This window comes from Kutzneria sp. NPDC052558 (assembly GCF_044547355.1).
In the GTDB taxonomy this organism is placed as follows: Bacteria; Actinomycetota; Actinomycetes; order Mycobacteriales; family Pseudonocardiaceae; genus Kutzneria.
The window spans coordinates 18913-40654 of record NZ_JBIUAG010000040.1; the positions used below are offsets into that span (position 1 = coordinate 18913).

Genomic DNA, 21742 nt, shown 5'->3' on the forward strand with positions numbered 1-21742 from the left:
GTCGGTGGACGAGCAGTCCGGGCCAGGCATCGTTGAGCGGCCGGCCGGATGCAAGTGACCAAGGCACTGATGCTCCGACGAGCGGAACCAAGCGTTCGTCAGCCAGGCGATCGCGGGGTGGGCAGTCCGGTCCGAACAACCAAGGACAAGTCGACAACCAGCAGTTGCGCACCGGGAGGTCTGGGTCGAGCAACCGCGAGCAGATAGTCGAGGACGGACGGTCCGGAGCCGGATAGTCGATGGCGGGCCGGCCGAACGGCCAGGCACCCTCGATCACAAAGCACCGTCGCGAGCCGGCCGGCGTCCCGAACCGGGCGGTCCCAGATCTCCGACCGCCCAGGGGCAAGGCGATCAGAGGCCAGGTGCCGGGCGATTCGCACGGCAAGCGGCCCGCGTGTCAAGCGGTCCAGGGCGGCCCGCGATCGTGCCCGGGACCCGGGTCACTTCCTTCGCCGCGACGAGCAGTTCGGCCCAGGCCTGGCGTCACCGCTCGACGTGAGCGATCGGTGGTCTTCTCCATGCGCTCGATTCAACACCTCCGGCCCGACGCTTGTCGGGCGATCAAGCAACACCTACGAGACACACCGCCGGACCGACCCCACAAGGCCCGAAAGCCCTTGTCGCACAGGCATTTCACAAGAATTCTCGGTCCGCAACCCACTCTCCCGACAGGTGCCGCGCGACCAGTGCGGCGTGCGACAACGGAGTGGTCAGGTCCGCCACGTCGCCATTTGTCTTGCAGTCCAACAGAATCAGGCGCCGAGCTCGTGTAGCTCGTCAGCACGCCGGACACGCGGTTGTCCAACACCCACGCGAGGTCGCGTCGACCACCACGGCATCGTCCGGGAACGGCGATCTTCGCCGCTTGTTCACCACTTCAACGATCACTGCGCCATCGTGCCCGCGGGGTCTGACAGTTTTCGGTGAGCCTCGTCCCGATACCGCCGCGGGGCCACGCCGAAGGCCCGCTTGAAGGCGTTGCTGAACGCGCTTTCCGACGTGTAGCCGAGGGCCGGGGCGAGGCGGGTGACGGGGATGTCGTCCTCACGCAGGGAACGTTCAGCCAGGCGCATCCGCCAACGCGAGAGGTACGTGAGCGGGGGCATGCCGGCGACGGCGTCGAAGCGGTCGATGAACGACGCTCGTGACATGAAGGCGGCCCTTGCTAGCTCTGGAGGCCGCCAAGGCCGCCCTGGTTGCGCGTGCATGAGGCCGCAGGGCCGGGGCGAGCCGGTCGTCGGCGAGGGCTCGGAGCCAGCCAGCGGGGAACGAGGACGTGTCAGCAAGGCCGGCCCGGAGGACTTCGACGAACAGAAGCTGAGAATGGTGGTGGACAACGACTTCGGCCCCCGGGGCAGAGGCGGACATCTCAACCGGCATGCGATCCAGGAGCCATCGGAGCACGGAGGCCTCGGCGGCGGCGATGCGTCTGACCGGTGGGAGCGCGTCGGGCAGGAGATCCTCGCCGGCGCCGGAGAGTTCGACGTGCCCGCCGATGATCACGGTGGCCGGATCGCGAGGCTCGGCCAGAGGTGACCCGCCGGTGTCAAATTCCGGGTAACCGCCCGGGAGATGGAGCATCGGTCCACGGCGCTCGGCGAAGAGCGGGGGGGATCTGACCGAAGTCAAGAACGTGTGACATGACGTCTGGTCGTGTCGACGGATCGGGGTCGCCCGGCAGACGGTGATCGCGATCGAGCAGGGCAAGTACTCGCCATCGCTGGAGATGGCGTTCCAGATCGCCGGAAACCGTCCGCTTTCCCTGCTGCGCCAATACATGACCCCCAAGGGCGCGCTGGTCATGGTCGGCGGCGAGGGCGCGGCAAGATCATCGGCGGTGGCGTCACCGGCACCCTGCGCGCCGCCCTGCTCTCGCCCTTCGTCGGCCACCAGCTCAGGGGCCTGGTCGCCACCGCCGAGCGCGCCGAGGACCTGCCGACGCTCAGGGAACACCTCGAGCAGGTCCGCCTCCGCCGTGCTGGACCGAGCTTTCCCTTTGAGCGAGGCCGTTTCCGCGATCGCCTACGTGCAGCGGGGCAACGCTTGCGGCAAGGTCGTCGTGACGGTGTACTGTGGCCGAAGGCGTGACCCACGCCCAACCTCCACGAGCCGGCCCCAGCCCGGCTCCCCGCGGAGGCAAAGGGACTCCCTGTCTCGGGTCGTCGTCCGAAGCCGTCCGTTCCGGACACGTGCGTCGCTGGGGGATCGCCGGTTCGGGACGTGGAAGGCCGAAGACGTGACAGCAAGGGGCAACTTCAAGCGCCGGGTCCGGGCCCGCGCGGCCAAGACCGGGCAGTCCTACACGACCGCGCTTCGGCACTTCCGTCGGACACCGGGAGACGACGAGATGCCGAAGACCAAGACGCTGCGGCTGGCCACGGCCAGGACCACGCTGCGGCAGGATCCACGAGACACCGACCTGCTGCGCGCCAGCGGGGCGGAGATCCGCCGGCTGATGCGCGACGCGTACGCCGCCGGCGCGCGGCTGGTGGTGTTCCCCGAGGGGGCGACCTGCTCGCCGCACAAGCGAATCATGTCGGCGGACCCGAACCAGGTCGGGCCGGCCGACTGGAGTCTGGTCGACTGGGCGGTCCTGCGTGACGAGCTGGGCCGGATCGCCGACCTGGCCCGGGAACTGGGGCTGTGGACGGTGCTCGGCTCGGTGCACCGGCTGACTCCGCCACACCGCCCGCACAACAGTCTGTACGTGCTGTCGGACAAGGGAGAGGTGATCACCCGCTACGACGAGCGGATGTTGTCCAACACCAAGGTCAGTTTCATGTACACGCCCGGCGCGGCGCCGGTGGTCTTCGAGGTCGACGACGTGCGCATCGGCCTGGCGCTGGGCATGGAGGCTCATTTCCCCGAGCTGTTCCTGGAATACGAACGCCTGGACGTGGATGCCGTGCTGTACGCGGCGGCCGCGCCGAGCGCGGTGTTCGCGACCGAGGCGCAGGCCCATGCCGCCACCAACAGCTACTGGGTCGGCTATGCCTCCGACGCGGGCTCGAGCATCATCTCGCCCGCCGGGGAGTGGGTCGCCCGCACCGACGACGGCCCGATCGCCGTGGCCGATCTCGACGGCAACGCCGAGAACCTGGCCCGGCCGTGGCGGCGGACCGCCCGCGGTGGCATCTACGAGCCGCACTTCATTCGGGACGACCCGCGCAGCGAGGCCCGCGCCGGCTTCTAACCGGGCCGGCTTCTAACCGGGCTGGAGACGCCCGTCGGCCATGAGATCGGCGGGCGTCTTCCAGAAGGAGGTGCCACAGGGACGGCGATGGTCTGGCGGACCGGCGCGAAATCGCGCTGGACGCGCGGGCCTGCCGAGTCGGTGATGAGCAAGGTCGAGGTCTTGGCTGGGTCGGTGCCGCGAAGCGGTGGCAGTTGCACAGGATGCTTCGTGTCGGCCTCGGTCGGGGTCTGCCAGTGCAACACGGTCGCAGTTGGCCGTGCGTCGGGTCGGGTCCGCCGGGCGATGGACACGGCGATGGACACGGCGATGGTCGGCCCTGCTTCGGGTCACTCGGCCAGGCGGTGCAGGACGATGATGCCGCCGTGGGCGGGTTGGTCCAGGCGGTCGGCGTCGGTCGCGGTGTACTCGTCAAGCAGGGCGATCAGCCGGCGGTCGAGCTCGGCGGCGGCCTCGGGTGAGAGGTGCAGGGCGAAACGGACGAAGGTACGGACCGCGGCCGGGCCGGCGGTGCGGAGTTCCTCCTGTAGGGCCTCGATGGGGGCGAAGGCGGCTTCCGCGCCGGTGCCGGGCGGGTCGTCGAGCCACCAGGAACGGGCCTTGGCCCGGTAGGGCTTTTCCAGGGCGCCGGAGTCGCCGGCGCGGACAGGGGCAGGCTCGAGCAAGCCGGCGGAGACAAGCTGGCGCACGTGGTAGAGCACGGTGCCGGGATCCCGGTCGACCCGCTCGGCGATCTGCTTGTTGGTGAGCTCGGCCTGCCAGCACAGGCGCAGGATGCGCAGCCGCAGTGGATGGGCCAAGGCCTTGGCCTCGCGCTCGGAGGCGTCACGGTGCGGCAGAGCCATGAGAAAAGGCTACATCGGTGGAGTTTTCTCAATCGATGGGTGATACTCCACCGGGTGAAGCCGTACTGGCGACTGTGGACCTCGGACGGGCTGTCCAACCTGGCCGATGGGGTGCTGAAGGTGGCGGTGCCGCTGGTCGCGGTGGGCCTGACCAGGGACCCGGCGGCGATCGCGGGCCTGGGCGTGGCGTTCACGCTGCCGTGGTTGCTGTGCGCGCTGCCGGCGGGGGCGCTGGTGGACCGGGTGGACCGACGGCAGGCGATGCTCGCGGCCAACACGGCCAGGGGCGTACTGGTGCTGGTGCTGTTCGGCGTGCACGAGCTGTGGGCGCTCTACGCGGTGGCGCTGTGCGTCGGCGTGACGGAAACGGTCTACGACACGGCGGCGCAGTCAATCGTGCCGCAGATCGTGGAGCGGGGCCTGCTCCCCCGCGCCAACGGTCGGCTGTATGCGGTCGAGCTGATGGCCAACGAGTTCGCCGGACCGCCGCTGGCCGGGCTGCTGGTCGGCATGGGGACGGCGGCCGCCTTCGGCGTGCCCGTCGCACTGTGGGCGGCCGCCGTCGCGGTGCTGGCCACGCTGCCGGGCCGGTTCAAGGTCGAGCGGCTGCCGCCGCCGGCCGAGGGACCACAGCCGACGCAGCCGGAGCTGACTACCGAACCGCCGCAGCCAGCACGGACGGAGCTGGTATCTGAACTGCCGCAGGTGGCAACAGAGCAGTCACGGCCGCAGGCGACAACTGGGTGGTCGGTGCCCGCGCGGTCACAGGCGACAACCGGACGATCAGGCCCGACGCCGCCACAAGGGACAACTGGGCGGTCGGGGCCGGCGCGGTCGCCGGGGACAACTGGGGAACCGTCGGGGGCGACGAGGTTGTGGGCTGACATCGCGGAGGGCCTGCGGTTCCTGGTCCGGCAGCCGGTGCTGCGGGTCTTCACGATCGCGACGGCGCTGTTCAACCTGGCCACGAGCGCGGCGTTCACGATTCTTGTGCTCTATGCGGTCGGGACCGGCAGCGCGATGGGGCTGAGCAAGCAGGGCTATGGCGTCCTGGTGGCCGGTGCGGCGGTCGGGAGCCTGGTGGGGTCGGTGCTGGCCGAGCGGGTCGAGCGCTGGCTGGGGCGGGGCCGCGCACTGCGGCTTTCCTTTGTTATCAGTGCCGTGACAATCGCGGTGCCGACGGTGACATCCAACCCCGTTACGGTCGGCATAGGGCTGTTCACCGGCAGCGCCGGCGTGATGGTGACCAACATCGTGATGGTCTCGCTGCGGCAGCGCATCACTCCGGACCGGCTGCTCGGCCGACTCAACAGCACACACCGGCTGGTCGCCTGGGGCACGAAGCCACTGGGCGCGGCGCTCGGCGGGTTTCTGGCCGTGTGGATCGGGGTGCGCCCGGTGTTCGCGGTCGTCGCGGCCCTGCCGCTGCTGGCCCTGATCGGGCTGGCCCGATTGAGCGATCGACACCTGGACTCCCCCGACCGGATCTGAGCAACCGTCGAAGGTCTGGACTTTTCGGTTAACGTTGAACGCCGTTTACGGGTAGTTCGACCGGCACTGCGCGTGACAAATCGTGTTAGCGTACGCCGCAAAACCGCAGGTCAAAGCTCACATGGGGTGACCACACGGGCACCCGGCGTGTGCATCTGCACACAAGTTTCGGGCGGCGCGTCCCGAACGAGTGTCAGGTCTGTCTAAGAGCGCAAGACCAACTCGCCCTGCCCGAGGAGGACGGAACCGTGCCGAACCGGCCGCGCGACGCCGTGAACGGTCCCGACATGCCCGAGGTCGGTGTGCCGACCCAGCGTGACAACGATGACAGGATCTGGACCGCCGAGGCGATGGGCGGCGAGCAGGCGGCCGACATCGTCGGCGCCGTGGTCAACCCACCCGAGCGAGCCCGCGAGTCAGACAGCGAGGCCGACGAATTCCCGAGCAAGCACGCCGGCCCGCTGCGCACCGCGGGCAACCGGGTCGGCGGGTTCCTGCACCGGCATGCGGGCCCGCTGCGCGGCGTCGGGGGCAGGGTGGACGGCTTCCTGCGGCGGCACTCCGGCCCCCTCAGCGACCTCGGGGCCATCGCGCTGGCGCTGATGGACGTGCTGCTGGTGTCGCCCAAGGACGCCGAGCTGTATTCGCACATCCTGTCCGGCGTGGCCTGTCTCGCCCTGGTGCTGCGCCGCCGCTACCCGTTCCTGGTGCTGCTGGCCACCGTGCCCGGCTACCTCGCCGGCTGGTCGCAGCTGGCCGGCATGATCGCGCTGTACACGCTGGCCAAGAAGCGCACCTGGAACTGGCAGACCATGGCCGGCGCGGTGCTGATGATGCTGTGCGCCTACATCGCCTGGCCGCTCACCAAGTTCTTCAGCCTGGGCTGGCAGGAGCAGGTGCTCAACCTGCTCTGGGCGGTGATCCACACCGGCATGCCGCTGGCGCTGGGCCTGCTGGTCACCACCCGCAAGGAGCTGGTGCACAAGCTGACCGAGCTGGCCGTCACCCGCGAGCGCAAGCAGCACCTCCAGGCGCAGGCCATCCGGGCCGAGGAGCGGACCCGGCTGGCCCGCGAGATGCACGACGTGGTCTCGCACCAGGTCACCCTCATCGCCATGCAGGCCGGCGCGCTGAAGATGACGGTCACCGACCCCGATTCGCGGGAGATCGCCAACACGATCCGCCGGCTGTCCACCAAGACGCTGGAGGAGCTGCGCCAGCTGGTCGGCGTGCTGCGCACCAGCGCCGACGATGACGACGGCCGCCCCGACCTGACCGACCTGCGCCGCCTGGTCTCCGACTGCGGCCTGGCCGTCACGCTCAACGTGGACGGCGACATCGAGGACATCCCGCGGCCGGTGTCCGCCGCCGCGTACCGGACCGTGCAGGAGGCGCTCACCAACGTCGGAAAACACGCACCGTCGGCCGCCGTCTCCGTGCTCGTCCAGGTGGGCGAGGACGAGGTGGAGGTGCGGGTGCGCAACGGACGGCCCCGAGGACAGCGGACCCCTGCCCTGCCCTCCGGCGGCCATGGCCTGGTCGGACTCACCGAACGGGCCGAGTTGCTGGGAGGCAGCTGTCATGCCGAGCCGAGTCGGGACGGTGGGTTCGTGGTGACCTCACGGTTCCCGCTCGCCCTGCCCGGTGTGCCGGCGCCGCAGGCTCCCCAGCACGCGTAGGAAACAGCCGGGAGGGGACGTCGGCGCGGGCATCCCCTCCCGGCTGTGTTTTTGGCGCTGCCTTCGGCGTCGCGGCTCGGCCCCCGGGTAGCCGGCGCCTGGCACTCTCCTGGGTGGCAGGCCCTGGACTCTTCGGGCGCAGATCTTCGCGAAGTGAAAGTGCAGCAAAGGCCGCCTTGCCCCCTGGAATCGGGAGCAAGGCGGCCTTTGTGCTGTCGCACGGGGAGCTTGTGGAACCGCTCCTCGCCGCGCACGCGGATCTAGAAGTCGCCCTCGCGCTGGGCCCGTAGCTTGGCCAGCGCCTCGGCCAGGATCGCCTCGCCGTCCGCGTCGGAGCGGCGCTCCTTCACGTAGGCCAGATGCGTCTTGTACGGCTCGTTGCGCGGTGGCGCCGGCGGGGCCTTCTCATCCCGGCCGGCGGGCAGCCCGCAGCGCGGGCAGTCCCACGACTCCGGCTCCTCGGCCTCGAGGGCGAAGGACGGGCGGGACTCGTGGCCATTGGCGCACCAGTACGACACCCGATGCCGGGGCGCGGACTCGCCGCGCTCCGACTCGCCCATCGGGCCCGATCCGACTCGGGTACCGCGGATCGCGTTACCGCCAGTCATCGACCCTCACACTCCCACAGGACGTGGTTGAACAACCCCAGTGACGTGAATTGCGGCGCTCAGCCGCCGAGCTTGGCCAGCAGGCCGATGCCGATGATGCTGATCACCCAGATCGCGGCGACGAACAGGGTGATCCGGTCCAGGTTCTTCTCGACGACGCTCGACCCGGACAGGCTCGACTGCATGCCGCCGCCGAACAGCGAGGACAGACCGCCGCCACGGCCGCGGTGCAGCAGCACCAGCAGGATCAGCAGCAAGCTGGCGACGATCAGCAGGATCTGAAGGAACAGGTTCATCTCACCCTCGCTGTAAGGCGTTTAGACGCTACAGGCTACCTGCTCCCACCCCGGCTTCGGTGCACGGTCCGGAAAGGAGCAGTCACGGAAAACGAACCGGGCCCCCGCCGCGCCCGCGACAGGGCCCCGACCTGCGACAACGATCTACGGCAGGCCGGCAGCCACCAGCACGTCAGTAGCGAACCATCGCAACAGCCCGCCGGCCGACACCACCAACCGAGGCGGACTACGGCGAGCAAGCCGCAGGCCGGCAGCACACCACCGGCCAGCTACCGCAGTGGCCCGCCGGCCGGCAGTGCGCGCGGGGGCGAACTGCGGCGGGCGGGCCACTGGCGGGCTGCGCGGCGGCGGGAGCTACGGGAGCGGACCGCCGGCGGCGAGGGCGCAGAGCTTGGCGAACTCGTCGCCGTCGAGGCTGGCCCCGCCGACGAGGCCGCCGTCGATGTCGGGCTGCTTGATCAGGTCGGCGATGCTGCCGGACTTGACCGAGCCGCCGTAGAGGACACGGACGGTGTCGGCGACCTCCTGGCCGTACTTCTCGGCCAGGGTGGCCCGGATGGAGGCGCAGACCTCCTGGGCGTCGGACGGGGTGGCGACCTTGCCGGTGCCGATCGCCCACACGGGCTCGTAGGCGATCACGAGCTTGGCCACCTGCTCGGCCTTGAGGCCCTTGAGACCGGCGATCAGCTGGGCGTTGCAGTGCTCCAGGTGGCCGTTGGCCTCCCGCACCTCCAGCTGCTCGCCCACGCACACGATGGGCGTGAGCCCGTGCTTGAGGGCGGCCTTGACCTTGCGGTTGACCAGCTCGTCGTCCTCGTGGTGGTACTCCCGCCGCTCGGAGTGGCCGACCACCACGTAGGTGCAGCCGAGCTTGGCCAGCTGCGGACCGGACACGTCGCCGGTGTAGGCCCCGGAGTCGTGCGGGGACAGGTCCTGGGCGCCGTACTTGAGCAGCAGCTTGTCCCCGTCGACCAGGGTCTGCACGCTGCGCAGCGAGATGAACGGCGGCAGCACCGCCACCTCGACCTTGGCGAAGTACTTCTCCGGCAGCGAGAAGGCGATCTTCTGGGTCAGGGCGATGGCCTCGAGGTGGTTGAGGTTCATCTTCCAGTTGCCGGCGATCAGCGGAAGCCGCGCCATCAGTCCTCCAGAACCTTGACGCCGGGCAGTTCCTTGCCCTCCAGGTACTCCAGCGACGCGCCGCCGCCGGTGGAGATGTGCGAGAAGCCGTCCTCGGGCAGACCCAGTTGGCGCACGGCCGCGGCGGAGTCGCCGCCGCCGACCACGGTGAACGCGTCGGAGTCGACGAGCGCCTGCGCGACGGCTCGGGTGCCGCCGGCGAAGGCGGCGAACTCGAACACGCCCATGGGGCCGTTCCAGAACACCGTCTTGGCGTCGGCCAGCTTGGCCGCGAACAGCTCGCGGGTGGCCGGGCCGATGTCCAGGCCCTCGCGGTCGGCCGGGATCGCGTCGGTGGACACGACCTCGAACGGCGCGTCCTCGGCGAAGGTCGTGGCGGCCAGCACGTCGACCGGCAGCACGAGCTCGACGCCGCGCTTGTCGGCCTCGGCCAGGAAGCCGGCGACCTTCTCCAGCTGGTCGGCCTGCAACAGCGAGTTGCCGACCTCGTGGCCCTGGGCCTTGAGGAAGGTGTACGCCATGCCGCCGCCGATGAGCAGTCGGTCGACCTTGGTCAGCAGGTTCTCGATGACGCCGAGCTTGTCGGACACCTTCGCCCCGCCGAGCACGACGACGTAGGGCCGGGCCGTGTCGTCGGTGAGCTTGCGCAGCACCTCGACCTCGGCCAGCACCAGGCCGCCGGCGTAGTGCGGCAGCTTGGCGGCCACGTCGTAGACCGAGGCCTGCTTGCGGTGCACCACGCCGAAGCCGTCGGACACGAAGGCGGCCTTGTCACCGACCAGGGACACCAGGTCGTCGGCGAGCGCCTCGCGCTCGGCGGCGTCCTTGCTGGTCTCCCGCGGGTCGAAGCGGATGTTCTCCAGCATGGCCACGCCGCCGTCGGACAGCGCGGACACCACGGACCGGGCCGAGTCGCCGACGACGTCGGCGGCCAGCGCGACCTCGGCCCCGAGCAGCTCGCCCAGCCGGGCGGCGGCGGGGGCGAGCGAGAACTTGGGGTCGGGCTCGCCCTTGGGGCGGCCCAGGTGGGCGGTGACGACGACCCGCGCGCCGGCCTCGGTGAGGCGCTGGGCGGTGGGCAGGAACGCCCGGATCCGGCCGTCGTCAGTGATCTTGTCGCCGTCCAGCGGGACGTTGAGGTCGGCACGTACCAGGACGTGCCGACCCGAGACGCCCTCGGCGATCAGGTCGTCGAGAGTCTTCACTTGCGGTTGCCCTCTCAGAGCTTCGAGGCGACCAGCGACACCAGGTCGGCGAGGCGGTTGGAGTAGCCCCACTCGTTGTCGTACCAGCCGACGACCTTGACCTGGTTGCCGATGACCTTGGTCAGCGGCGCGTCGTAGATGCACGAAGCCGGGTCGGTGACGATGTCCGAGGACACGATCGGGTCCTCGTTGTAGCGCAGGTACTTGGACAGCGCGCCCTCGGCGGCCGCCTTGTACGCGGCGTTGACCTCGTCCACGGTGACCTCGCGGCCCACGGTGACGGTCAGGTCGGTGGCCGAGCCGGTCGGCACCGGCACGCGCAGCGCGTAGCCGTCCAGCTTGCCCTTCAGCTCCGGCAGCACCAGGCCGATGGCCTTGGCCGCGCCGGTGGAGGTGGGCACGATGTTCAGCGCGGCGGCGCGGGCGCGGCGCAGGTCCTTGTGCGGCGCGTCCTGCAGGTTCTGGTCCTGCGTGTAGGCGTGGATGGTGGTCATCAGGCCACGCTCGATGGTGAACGCGTCGTGCAGCACCTTGGCCAGCGGGGCCAGGCAGTTGGTGGTGCAGGAGGCGTTCGAGATCACGGTCTGGGTGCCGTCGTACTGGTCGTCGTTGGCGCCCAGCACCACGGTCAGGTCCTCGCCCTTGGCCGGGGCGGAGATGATGACCTTCTTGGCGCCGCCCTCGTCCACGTGCTTGCGGGCGGCCGCGGCGTCGGTGAAGAAGCCGGTCGACTCGACCACGACGTCCACGCCGAGGTCCTTCCAGGGCAGCTTGCCCGGGTCGCGCTCGGCCAGCGCCTTGATGACCTTGCCGTCGACCTCGATGCCCTCGTCGTGCAGCGCCACCTCGCCCGGGAACCGGCCCAGGATGGAGTCGTACTTCAGCAGGTGCGCCATGGTCGCGACGTCACCCAGGTCGTTGAAGGCCACGATCTCGATGTCGTGCCCGCTGGCCTTGACCGCCCTGAAGAAGTTGCGGCCGATGCGGCCGAAGCCGTTGACACCTACGCGAACCGTCACGGTGTGTCTCCTCGAAACTCGAACCGGTCAAATGCCGGAGCCCAGTAGATGCGGCGACGCTGCCTGCCGGCAACACTAGCGTTACGAAGTAGCGCTGGTCACAGTGGTATGGCAGCTTTCTTGATCGAGCCAGCTGAGACTGCTCCGTTCGGCCCAGTGCAGGCCCTGAATTGTTACAGAACCCGGTAGGTCAGGCGCCGCCCTCGTTGGTGGTCACGTTGCCCTTGATGATGCCGGCCACGATGCTGTTCTTCACCGTGCCGTTGACCACGGTCTTGACGGTGTCGCCCGAGCGCGCGGGCTTGTCCTTCTTCTTTGCCGGGGCCGGCGACGGCGCCTGGTCCTCGGCGATCATGGTGGCCAGCGTGCGGGCGTCGAAGCCGGGCACGGCGACCCAGGCCTGGGCGGCGAACTCCTTGTTGGTCACGGTCAGCGCGGCGTAGTCGGTCCTGCGGGCGACCTTGGTGTAGTCGGAGCGGAAGACCGGCTGGTACACGGCGTCGGAGACGATCATCGCGGTGCTCATCGAGCCGTCCGGGCGCGCGGCGATGCAGCGGCGGGCCAGCACCTTGAACGCCGGCGCCTCCAGCAGCCGGGCCCGGGTGATGTTGGACGGGTGGAAGCCCGGCCCGTCCGGCAGCGGGCCCACCTCGACGGCCAGCCGCAGCCGCAGCTCCAGCTTGTTCCATTTGTTGTGCTCGGCCACGATCGCGTCCAGCGCGTGGCCCAGGTCCACGACCCGGCCCAGCAGCGCGGTCGGGAAGGCGTAGAGCCAGCCGTCCCCGGTGTACTGCGTGTCGACGGCGTCGTCACGGCTGATCCCGACCACGTCCATGCCCGCCCCGAGCAGCGTCTGCAGCACGGTCGGGACCTGGGGCAGCAGGTGCGGTGCGGTGCTCGCGGAGTCGATGACGTCCACGCCCAGCAGGGCTCGGAATTCCGCGACAGTGTCCACTAAATCCTCCAGATGGCCGATGGTCAGCACGCACGAGTGGAGTCTGGGGGCGCGAAGTTGTCCGGTCTCCCGGAAAAGCGGGAGACATCGCCACGGCCGGGCCGCCAGTCGGGATCGGCCAGGCACCGCTCCAGCAGCTGCGGGTCGGGCAGCACGTAGCTGCGCCGGCCGGTCTCCAGCAGCTTGTCGGACCGCAACTGCTTGAGCACGTGGTCCACGGTCTTGGCCGACGCCGTCACGAACTGGGCGATCTCCAGCTGGGTCAGGCCCCTGACCCGCAGCCCGCCGGCGCCGGCCGGCTCGCCGCTGGACTGGGCCCAGCTCAACAGCTGCCGCGCCACCCGCACCGACACCTCGAACGAGGCGTGCAGCCGTTGGCGCTGGTCGGCCTGGAACAGCCGCTTGCTCAGCACGTCGGTGACGTGGGCCGCCAGCGGCGGGTGGTCGCGCACCAGGGTCCGAAAGGTGTGCGCGTCCACGTGCACGGCGGCGCCGGGCGTCCGGGCGATCACGTCCGCGCTGCGCGGCCGGTCCCCCATCACACCCATCTCCCCCATCAGCTCGCCCGAGCCGTAGAAGCCGAGAATGGAGTCCGCGCCGTTGGGGCCGTGCAGCACCACCTTGACCTTGCCCGCCTCGATCAGCAGCACCTCGTCGGCCGGCGCGCCCTCCGCGATGAGCACCTCGCCCCGCCGGAACGGCCGGGAGCGCCCGGAGTTTCGCAGCAGGGTGCGGACCTGGTCGGCTAACCGGTGGTCCTCGGTCATCTCACGTTCCCCTCAGCGACGAGCGCAGCCATGGTCTCGGCAGCGGCGCTCGCCCAGCAAGGTCTGGATCGGGTGGCACCGCCTCAACGCCCGGAATGCGCGGTTTGCGCGCGCTGAATCGTCGTGACGGCGGCGTCCACGGACACGACGGCGGTGTCGAGGACCAGGTGATCACGGTCCCAGGGCTCGTAGGCGCGGGCCTGGACCTCGGCCCAGGACGGCAGGGGCAGGTCGGGGATGTCGACCTCGCGGGTGGCGATCCGGCGCCGGTGGGCGGGGACGTCGGAGCAGACGAGCTCGACCTCCAGCAGCCCGGCGCCGGCCTCCTTCGCGGTGTCCACCCAGCCGTCGCGGATCACGGCCAGGGCGTTGACGCACTCGACGACGACGTCCAGCCCGAGCCGAAGTTGTTCCAGGGCAAGGGAATGGGCCACGGCGTAGCCGACGACGCCGAGCGGGTGGGTCAGCTCGGAGTGCCGCACGATGGTCGCCTCGACGGTGTCCACGCGCAGGTACGAGGCCCGGGTCGCCCGGGCCAGGGCGGTGGACACCGTCGTCTTACCCGTGGCCGGTAGCCCGCCGATCACTGTGAGCACCGGTCAGGGATATCAGACGTCGGCCTCCTCGACGTCCAACATCTCCGGAGTGACGGCCGACTCGGTGTCGGGCAGGCCCAGCTCGTGCGCCCGCTTGTCGGCCATGGCCAGCAGCCGGCGGATCCGGCCGGCCACCGCGTCCTTGGTCATCGGCGGCTCGGACAGCTGCCCCAGCTCCTCCAACGACGCCTGGCGGTTGCTCAGCCGCAGCCGGCCGGCGGTGACCAGGTGGTTGGGCGCGGACGGCCCGAGGATGTCCAGCGCCCGCTCCACCCGGGCGGCGGCGGCGACAGCGGCCCGGGCCGAGCGGCGCAGGTTGGCGTCGTCGAAGTTGGCCAGCCGGTTGGCGGTGGCCCGGACCTCGCGGCGCATCCGCCGCTCCTCCCAGGCCATCACCGAATCGTGCGCCCCCAGCCGGGTCAGCAGCGCGCCGATGGCGTCGCCGTCGCGGACCACGACCCGGTCGGCCCCGCGCACCTCGCGGGACTTGGCCTGGATGCCCATCCGCCGGGCCGCGCCGACCAGCGCCAGCGCCGCCTCCGGCCCCGGACAGGTCACCTCCAGCGCGCTGGACCGGCCGGGCTCGGTCAGCGAGCCGTGGGCCAGGAACGCGCCGCGCCAGGCCGCCTCGGAGTCGCAGGTGCCGCCGGACACCACCGGCGCGGGCAGCCCCCGCACCGGGCGGCCGCGCGGGTCCAGCAGGCCGGTCTGCCGGGCCAGGCCCTCGCCGTCCTTGACCACGCGCACCACCCAGCGGGTGCCCTTGCGCAGCCCGCCGGAGGTGAGCACGTGCACGTCGGAGTGGTGCCCGAACAGGTCGTGGATCTCCTTGCGCAGCCGGCGCGCGGCCGAGCCGGTGTCCAGCTCGGCCTCGACCACGACCCGGCCGGCCACGATGTGCAGGCCGCCGGCGAACCGCAGCAGCGAGGAGACCTCGGCCCGGCGGCAACAGGTCTTGGCCACGGCCAGCCGGCTCAGCTCGTCCTTGACCGCGCCGGTCATCGCCACGGGTGGTGCCCTCCGCTTCTCGTCACACTCGGTCGTGCAGTCCGTGCAGTTGCAGCGCGTCCCGCAGGCTCAGCGCGAGCGCCGCCGGGTCGTGCCGGTCGGCGGCGCCCCCGGCCGTCACGGTGGACAGGTGCGCCGTCGCCCCCAGCGAGGCCGCGGCGGTGCGCAGCCGTTCCGGGGTGGGCACCGAGTCCCCGTCGGCGACCACGGCGTCCACCCGCAGCCTCGGTGCGTGTTGGCAGAGTACGTCCAAGTGCCGTTCGGGGGAGAAACCGGCGGTCTCACCTGGTTGGGGGACCAGGTTGAGCACAACCACCTTGCACGCGGCGGTGTCGACCAGGGCCTCGTGCAGCTCCGGCACCAGCAGGTGCGGCAGCACGCTGGTGAACCAAGATCCAGGTCCGAGCAGCACCACGTCCGCGTCGAGCACCGCCTGGACCGCCTGCGGGCAGGCGGTCGGCGGGCCGTTGCGGTCGGCCCGCAGCCGGATCCGCTGCACCTGTCCGGGTGTGGTGGCGACCGCCACCTGTCCCCTGATCCGGCGAACCGCGGTGACGTCCTCGTCCAGCCCGGTCACGTCCGCCTCGATGTCCAGCGGCACGTTGCACATCGGTAAGACGCGCCCGCGCAGGCCCATCAGCCGGGCCACCTCGTCCAGCACGGCCACCGGGTCGCCCAGGGTCTCCAGCAGGCCGGCGATCAGCAGGTTGCCCACGGCGTGGCCGGCCAGCGCCCCGTTGCCGCCGAAGCGGTGCTGGAACACCTCCGACCACATGCGGCCGGCGTCGTCCTCGGCGGCCAGCGCGGCCAGGGCCTTGCGCAGGTCGCCGGGCGGCAGCAGGCCGAGCTCGCGGCGCAGGCGGCCCGAGGAGCCGCCGTCGTCGGCCACGGTGACCACGGCCGTCACGTCCGGGGTGAGCAGCCGCAGGGCGCGCAGCGTCGCCTGAAGGCCGTGGCCCCCGCCGAGGGCCACCGCCCGCAGGGGTTTGTCATGCGCGCCGGACGGCTGCACGGGGATCACTCGCGCCCCAGGTCGCGGTGCACGACCTTGACGGTCATCCCGTCCTCCGTGGACAGCAGAGCTGAAAGTTCTTCGGAAATCGCCACACTTCGGTGCTTACCACCGGTGCAGCCCACCGCCAAGGTCAGGTAGCGCTTGCCCTCGCGGCGGTAGCCGGCGCCGATCAGCTTGAGCAGCTCGTGGTAGCGGTCCAGGAACTCCTCCGCGCCCTCCTGGCTGAGCACGTAGTTGCGCACGTCGGCGTCCAGGCCGGTCTGCTCGCGCAGCTCCGGGATCCAGAACGGGTTGGGCAGGAAGCGCACGTCCATCACCAGGTCGGCGTCCATCGGCAGGCCGTACTTGTAGCCGAAGGACAGCACGGTGACCCGGGTGCGGGCGCTGGTCTCGCTGCCGAAGGTGTCCTCGATCTTGGCCCGCAGCTGGTGCACCGACAGGGCGCTGGTGTCCAGCACCAGGTCGGCCGCCTCCCGCAGCGGGGTCAGCAGCAGGCGCTCGGCGGCGATGCCGTCGGCCAGCCGGCCGTCGGCCTGCAACGGGTGGCCGCGGCGGACCGACTCGAACCGGCGCACCAGCACGTCGTCGGTGGCCTCCAGGAACAGCACGCGCGGCTTGTAGCCGCGGGCGTCCAGGTCCTTGATGATGGCGGCCAGATCGTCGGTGAAGGCGCGGCTGCGCACGTCCATCACGACCGCGACCCGGGTGATCGCGCCCCGGGCCTGCGCGCCCAGCTCGACCATGGTGGCGATCAGCTCCGGCGGCAGGTTGTCGACGACGAACCAGCCCAGGTCCTCCAGGCATTTGGCGGCGGTGCTGCGGCCGGCACCGGACAACCCGGTGACGACGGCGACCTCGATGCCGGACTTGTTGGTGGCGGCGGGTGCGTTCACTGTTGCTCCCCTTCCTTCCCGGCACTCGCCAGGGTCGCGTGTACGGCTTCCGCGGTGCGCCGGCCCACGCCGGGCACCCCGCTGATCTCATCCACGGTGGCCTCACGCAGCTTGCGCACCGAGCCGAAGTGCTTGAGCAGCGCCGCCTTGCGGCTCTGGCCGAGGCCGGGCACCTGGTCCAGCTCCGAGACCGTCATGCGCTGGCCGCGCTTCTGCCGGTGGTAGGAGATGGCGAAGCGGTGCGCCTCGTCCCGCACGCGCTGCAACAGGTACAGCGCCTCGCTGGTGCGGGGCAGGATCACCGGATCGGGTTCGCCGGGCACCCACACCTCCTCCAGGCGCTTGGCCAGGCCGATCACGGCGACGTCGGTGACGCCGAGCTCGGCCAGCACGTCCGCGGCCACCGCCACCTGCGGCGCGCCGCCGTCCACCACCAGCAGGTTCGGCGGATACGCGAACCTACGCGGCTTGCCGGTCTCCGGGTCGATGCCGGGGCGGTCGGGATCGACCGGGGCGGCGGTCTCCTGCTGGTAGCGGGCGAAGCGGCGGCGGACGACCTCGGCGATCGAGCCCACGTCGCCGCCCTCCGCGCCCTCCCGGATCGCGAACCGGCGGTACTCGGACTTGCGGGCCAGGCCGTCCTCGAAGACCACCAGCGAGGCCACGACGTCGGTGCCCTGCACGTGGCTGACGTCGGTGCACTCGATGCGCAGCGGCGCCGAGTCCAGGCCGAGGGCGTCCTGGAGCTCCTGGAGCGCCGCCGACCGCGCGGTCAGGTCGCCGGCGCGGCGGAGCTTGTGCTGGGCGAACGCCTCCTTGGCGTTGCGCTCCACGACCTCCATCAGCGCCCGCTTGTCGCCCCGCTGCGGGATCCGCAGCTGGACCCGGGACCCTCGCAGCCCCGACAGCCAGTCGGCGATGGCCTCGGCGTCGTCGGGCAGCTCCGGCACCAGCACCTCGCGCGGCACCGCGCTGCCGGTCTGCTCCGCGCCCTCGGCCATGTCGGCCTGGTCGCCGTAGAACTGGCTGAGGAACTGGTCGACGAGGCCGGCGGTGTCGGTCTCCTCGACCTTGTCGATCACCCAGCCCCGCTGGCCCCGGACCCGGCCGCCGCGCACGTGGAAGACCTGGACCGAGGCCTCCAGCTCGTCCTGGGCGAAGGCCACGACGTCGGCGTCGGTGCCGTCGCCGAGCACGACCGCCTGCTTCTCCAGCGCCATCTTGGCCGCGTTCAGGTCGTCGCGCAGGCGGGCCGCCCGCTCGAACTCCAACTGCTCGGAGGCGGCCAGCATCTCCCGCTCCAGCCGCTTGACCAGGCCGTCGGTCCGGCCGGCCAGGAAGTCGCAGAAGTCCTCGACGATGGCCCGGTGCTCGGCCGCCGACACCTTGCCCACGCACGGGGCCGAGCACTTGTCGATGTAGCCGAGCAGGCACGGCCGGCCGATCTGGCCGTGCCGCTTGAACACCCCGTTGGAGCAGGTTCGGGCCGGGAAGACCCGCAGCAGCAGGTCCAGCGTCTCGCGGATGGCCCACGCGTGCGAGTACGGGCCGAAATAGCGCACGCCCTTGCGACGGGGGCCGCGATAGACGTGCAGGCGCGGGAATTCCTCGTTCAGCGTCACCGCCAGCACCGGGTACGACTTGTCGTCCCGATAGCGGACGTTGAAGCGCGGATCGAACTCCTTGATCCAGGAGTACTCCAGCTGGAGCGCCTCGACCTCGGTCGCCACCACCGTCCACTCGACGCTGGCCGCCGTGGTCACCATCTGCGCGGTCCGCGGATGCAGCGTCGTGACGTCGGCGAAGTACGAGGACAGGCGACTGCGCAGGCTCTTGGCCTTGCCGACGTAGATCACCCGGCGGTGCTGGTCGCGGAACTTGTACACGCCAGGGTTGTCGGGGATCGTGCCTGGTGCTGGGCGATAGGTCGACGGGTCGGCCACCCGTCAAGCCTACGGCGGTGGTCCGACAGTTCCCGCACGCGGTCGGCGACCGCGTGCGGGAGGGCCGGTCAGGCCAGCACCACGGCGGCCCCGTCGACCTTCACGTTGACCGCGGTCAGGCCGGTCGTGGCCGGGCCCTTCTTGAGGGCGCCGGTGGCGGCGTCGAACTGGCTGCCGTGGCCGGGGCAGGTGATGGTGCCGCCGACCGGGGCGGCGACGGTGACGCCCTGGTGCGGGCAGGTGGCGCTGAACGCCTTGACCTCGCCGGCGGCCGGCTGGACCAGCAGGAGCTTGCTGCCGCTGCCGCCGGGGGCGTCGACGAGCAGGCCGCCGCCGACCGGCACCTGGGCCAGCTTGGCGACCTCGGTGCCGGCCGCGGCCGGGGGCTGGCCACCGTTGGTGTTGGTGCCCGAAGCGCCGCTGCTGGCGGTGGTGCTGCACGCCGTCGTGACCGCGCCGCCGGCGACCAGCGCGGCGACCAGGCCGCAGAGCACCTGGCGACGGTTCGGGTTGGCGATGACCTCGGGCGTCTTCAAAACGAGCCTCCGTGCGACGTGGTGGGAAGACACAGTCCACCAGATACACGTGGCAGCCCGATCAGCGGTTCATCCGTATTGCCTGTGAATCGCCCGGAAATAAGCAGCTCGGAATATGCTCAGAATGCCGACGGAATGCGATGCCGACGGCATATCCGGCGAAGGTCGGCGCCCGCCCGCGCCCCGAACGCGGGTGGACGCCGACTTCCCCGCGACAGGGCCTAGTTGGCGGTGCTGGCGATGGTGCGGGCCACGGCCAGCACGGCGGTGAACGGCGGCAGCCAGTGCCGGCTGAAGGACGGGGCGTTGGCCCACCGGACCCGCCCGTAGGGAGTCATGGTGGGCGGCAGCACGATGCTGCTGGGCGAGCGCACGAACCGGATCTCGGACGGGGTGCGCAGCTGGGCCGGCAGCAACGCCACCAGCTCGGCCAGGAACACCCAGTTCTCCTGCGGGCTGGGGATGACCAGGGTGGGCCCGGAGAGCATGCGGGCCCGCAGCTCGGCCAGCACGGCGGAGCCGATGCGGGCCGGCATCACGAGCGCGGTGGTGGTCGGCCCGAGCGGCAGCAGCACGCCCTGCTCGGTGACGTTGACCTTCCAGCCGAGCATCCGGTAGTTGGCGACGACCTCGCCAAGGGTCCGGCCGAAGCTGCTCTCGGGCGGCTGCGGCGGCTGCACGACGGCCTGCGGGGCTCGTGGCGGCTGGGTCGAGGTACGCATGGCGGACGTCCTCCCGGGTGGGGCGGTCGCTGCGGCGGTGGCCGGCGGGTTCGTCGCCGGGCGCCCTGGTGTGCCAGCAGCGTGCGCCGACACGCCGGTCCGTTCCAATCCGTACCCGGATGGGTTGTATCCAGCTGCTGCATCACCGGTCCGGATGAAGGGTCGGCGGTTTCATGCATGAAGTGAATAGACACGCCTCTACCAGCGATTACACTGTGAACACGCTCAGTGACGGGGGCGAGGTGCCATGGAACCGGTCGGGTTACGGCAAGCCAGCACCGGACGAACATGTCCGTGTGGCGCCCGCATCGCGTCCGACAACTCGGATCGCCTGTGCACCGCGTGCCGCCGCGGCGCGCGGACCGAGGTGTTCGGACCACCACCGCTGCCGGAGGGCTTCTGGGACCACCCGGTGCTCGCCGAGGCCTTCGCCGACCAGAACATGGGCGTCCTGATCGGAGCGTACCGCCACCATCCCCAGCATCCGCACCGGATCACCCAGGATCGGATGGCGGGCTGGCTGGGCATCAGCCAGGCGCAGCTGTCCCGGTACGAGAACGGCGAGAACCCGATCGACCGGATCGACAAGCTGCGCGCGTTCGCCGAGGTGCTCGGGGTGCCGCCCGAACGTCTCTGGTTCGACCGCACGGGTCCTCCCCGACCCCGTGACCCCGAGGGCTCAGGAGCCCAGGACGTCTTCACGCCGTCCTGGGACGCGTTGAGCACTGCCCGGTCCGTCGAAGAGGTGACGAGGAGCGACTTGACTCTCAGCAGAAGGGCGGCGCTGACCGCAGGCGCCGCGGTGACGGTAGGACCTGCCCTCGTCGAACCGATGCAGCACTGGCTGACGCCGCTGCAACCGCTGGCCAAGTGGGCGGCGGGCGGCGCCATCGGAGCCGACGAGCTGGCGGCGATGCGGATGGTCGTCGACGGCCTGCGCGGCTGGTCCGGCGGCGGCGGGATCGCCCGCAAGGCGGTGCTGGGGCAGCTCAACGAGCTGGCCGAGCGGCTGCGCCGGGCGCCGGACTCGCCCAACACGCAGCAGGCCTTCCAGGTCGGCGCCGAGCTGGCCAAGATGGCGGCCAGCATGTCGTTCGACGCCGGCCTGCACGACTCGGCCCAGCGCTACTACGTGCTGGCGGTGCGGATGGCCAAGGCCAGCCGCAACGAGCCGTTCGGCGCGCTGTGCCTGGCCTCGATGGCCCGGCAGATGTTCGACCTGGGCCGGCCCGAGGACGGGCTGGAGCTGGTGCAGCTGGGCCAGTACGGCACCCGCCGCACGGCCACGCCGGGGCTGCGGGCGCTGCTGCACACCCGCGAGGCCTGGGCGTACGCGCTGATGGGCCGGGTGCACGAGTTCCACCGGGCGGTCGGCCACGCCCAGGAGTGCTTCGCCGCCCGGGACCGGACGACGGAGCCGCGCTGGAACGCGTCGTTCGACGAGGCCGAGATGGAGGGGGTGATCGGGGCCCGGCTGCGGGACCTGGCCCGCCACGATCCCACCCAGGCCATGCTGGCCGAGCGGCACATCCGCCGGGCGCTGGCGCTGCGCGACCCGTCCAAGGTGCGCAGCCGGGTGTTCGACGTGATCGGCCTGGCCCGCACTCGGCTGGCCACCGGCGAGCCGGAGGCGGCCTGCGAGCTGATCCAGTCCGTGCTGCCGATGGTGGTGCGGCTGCGGTCGGGCCGGGTCCGGCGCAAGCTCCAGGACTTCGTCACGGAGTCGGCGCACTACCGCCAGATCAACGCCGTGCGCGAGGTCCAGGACGCCATCCGCGCGGTCCGCACCGCGTAGCACCAAAGTTTGGAAGGGGGCTTTCCTCCACTCGGA

21 protein-coding genes and 2 pseudogenes are annotated in these 21742 nt (G+C 71.1%); 5 read left to right on the plus strand and 18 right to left on the minus strand.

Translation table 11 applies throughout. From position 1 onward, the window contains the following. Positions 1-633: 633 nt before the first annotated feature. The 3 genes and pseudogenes from ACIG5F_RS42710 to ACIG5F_RS42720 all read right to left on the minus strand — a co-directional run. Entirely contained in the window at positions 634-756 is a 123-nt protein-coding gene (locus tag ACIG5F_RS42710; RefSeq protein ID WP_396526012.1) for a hypothetical protein, read from the minus strand. A gap of 128 nt (positions 757-884) precedes the next feature. Continuing rightward, on the minus strand, positions 885-1208 hold the full coding sequence (locus ACIG5F_RS42715; protein ID WP_396525951.1) for a helix-turn-helix transcriptional regulator: 324 nt from the start codon (positions 1206-1208) through the stop codon (positions 885-887). 139 nt (positions 1209-1347) lie between these two features. Further along, positions 1348-1581: pseudogene (locus ACIG5F_RS42720) on the minus strand (hypothetical protein); the annotation flags it as partial. A 79-nt stretch (positions 1582-1660) separates the two neighbouring features. Here ACIG5F_RS42720 and ACIG5F_RS42725 point away from each other — a divergent pair. Then, positions 1661-1744 (plus strand): annotated as a pseudogene (locus tag ACIG5F_RS42725) (helix-turn-helix transcriptional regulator); the annotation flags it as partial. 492 nt (positions 1745-2236) lie between these two features. Continuing rightward, positions 2237-3193 (plus strand): carbon-nitrogen hydrolase family protein, encoded by a 957-nt coding sequence (locus ACIG5F_RS42730; RefSeq protein ID WP_396525952.1) that lies wholly within the window; start codon positions 2237-2239, stop codon positions 3191-3193. Between the two features lie 329 nt (positions 3194-3522). On the opposite strand, the gene ACIG5F_RS42735 is transcribed toward ACIG5F_RS42730, so the two are convergent. Continuing rightward, the gene (locus ACIG5F_RS42735; protein WP_396525953.1) at positions 3523-4038 is read right to left on the minus strand and encodes an ArsR/SmtB family transcription factor; all 516 of its coding nucleotides are present in this window, start codon (positions 4036-4038) and stop codon (positions 3523-3525) included. A 54-nt stretch (positions 4039-4092) separates the two neighbouring features. Here ACIG5F_RS42735 and ACIG5F_RS42740 point away from each other — a divergent pair, with 54 nt between their 5' ends. After that, positions 4093-5529 carry an MFS transporter gene (locus ACIG5F_RS42740; protein ID WP_396525954.1) on the plus strand — a complete coding sequence of 479 codons (1437 nt, stop codon included), beginning with the start codon at positions 4093-4095 and terminating at the stop codon, positions 5527-5529. Positions 5530-5777: 248 nt separating this feature from the next. Then, positions 5778-7208 (plus strand): sensor histidine kinase, encoded by a 1431-nt coding sequence (locus ACIG5F_RS42745; protein ID WP_396525955.1) that lies wholly within the window; start codon positions 5778-5780, stop codon positions 7206-7208. Positions 7209-7468: 260 nt separating this feature from the next. Here ACIG5F_RS42745 and ACIG5F_RS42750 read toward each other — a convergent pair whose 3' ends face one another. The 14 genes from ACIG5F_RS42750 to ACIG5F_RS42815 form a co-directional block, all read right to left on the minus strand. After that, entirely contained in the window at positions 7469-7816 is a 348-nt protein-coding gene (locus ACIG5F_RS42750) for an RNA polymerase-binding protein RbpA (protein WP_396525956.1), read from the minus strand. Between the two features lie 59 nt (positions 7817-7875). After that, a complete protein-coding gene (gene secG, locus ACIG5F_RS42755) occupies positions 7876-8112 on the minus strand; it encodes a preprotein translocase subunit SecG (RefSeq protein WP_184858471.1) in 237 nt (78 codons plus the stop codon). Between the two features lie 354 nt (positions 8113-8466). Further along, on the minus strand, positions 8467-9252 hold the full coding sequence (tpiA, locus tag ACIG5F_RS42760; RefSeq protein ID WP_396525957.1) for a triose-phosphate isomerase: 786 nt from the start codon (positions 9250-9252) through the stop codon (positions 8467-8469). Then, positions 9252-10457 carry a phosphoglycerate kinase gene (locus ACIG5F_RS42765; protein ID WP_396525958.1) on the minus strand — a complete coding sequence of 402 codons (1206 nt, stop codon included), beginning with the start codon at positions 10455-10457 and terminating at the stop codon, positions 9252-9254. The genes tpiA and ACIG5F_RS42765 overlap by 1 nt, the downstream gene beginning before the upstream one ends. Positions 10458-10471: 14 nt before the next feature. Next, positions 10472-11476 (minus strand): type I glyceraldehyde-3-phosphate dehydrogenase, encoded by a 1005-nt coding sequence (gene gap, locus ACIG5F_RS42770; protein WP_396525959.1) that lies wholly within the window; start codon positions 11474-11476, stop codon positions 10472-10474. 190 nt (positions 11477-11666) lie between these two features. Beyond that, entirely contained in the window at positions 11667-12431 is a 765-nt protein-coding gene (locus tag ACIG5F_RS42775) for a hypothetical protein (RefSeq protein ID WP_396525960.1), read from the minus strand. Between the two features lie 23 nt (positions 12432-12454). Then, complete coding sequence (locus ACIG5F_RS42780) at positions 12455-13198, minus strand: Crp/Fnr family transcriptional regulator (protein ID WP_396525961.1); 744 nt, start codon at positions 13196-13198, stop codon at positions 12455-12457. Positions 13199-13281: 83 nt separating this feature from the next. Then, positions 13282-13794, minus strand: a complete 513-nt coding sequence (locus ACIG5F_RS42785; protein WP_396525962.1) for an AAA family ATPase — start codon at positions 13792-13794, stop codon at positions 13282-13284. A gap of 12 nt (positions 13795-13806) precedes the next feature. Further along, positions 13807-14802, minus strand: a complete 996-nt coding sequence (whiA, locus tag ACIG5F_RS42790) for a DNA-binding protein WhiA (RefSeq protein ID WP_396525963.1) — start codon at positions 14800-14802, stop codon at positions 13807-13809. 22 nt (positions 14803-14824) lie between these two features. Next, complete coding sequence (gene yvcK, locus ACIG5F_RS42795; RefSeq protein WP_396526013.1) at positions 14825-15784, minus strand: uridine diphosphate-N-acetylglucosamine-binding protein YvcK; 960 nt, start codon at positions 15782-15784, stop codon at positions 14825-14827. A 35-nt stretch (positions 15785-15819) separates the two neighbouring features. Next, a complete protein-coding gene (gene rapZ / locus ACIG5F_RS42800) occupies positions 15820-16677 on the minus strand; it encodes an RNase adapter RapZ (RefSeq protein WP_396526014.1) in 858 nt (285 codons plus the stop codon). Between the two features lie 29 nt (positions 16678-16706). Beyond that, complete coding sequence (gene uvrC, locus ACIG5F_RS42805) at positions 16707-18653, minus strand: excinuclease ABC subunit UvrC (protein ID WP_396525964.1); 1947 nt, start codon at positions 18651-18653, stop codon at positions 16707-16709. A 68-nt stretch (positions 18654-18721) separates the two neighbouring features. Beyond that, a complete protein-coding gene (locus ACIG5F_RS42810) occupies positions 18722-19189 on the minus strand; it encodes a Rieske (2Fe-2S) protein (RefSeq protein WP_396525965.1) in 468 nt (155 codons plus the stop codon). A 221-nt stretch (positions 19190-19410) separates the two neighbouring features. Beyond that, complete coding sequence (locus ACIG5F_RS42815) at positions 19411-19911, minus strand: hypothetical protein (RefSeq protein WP_396525966.1); 501 nt, start codon at positions 19909-19911, stop codon at positions 19411-19413. Positions 19912-20278: 367 nt separating this feature from the next. Between ACIG5F_RS42815 and ACIG5F_RS42820 the strand changes: the two genes are divergently transcribed. After that, complete coding sequence (locus ACIG5F_RS42820; RefSeq protein ID WP_396525967.1) at positions 20279-21706, plus strand: helix-turn-helix domain-containing protein; 1428 nt, start codon at positions 20279-20281, stop codon at positions 21704-21706. Positions 21707-21742: the final 36 nt, after the last annotated feature.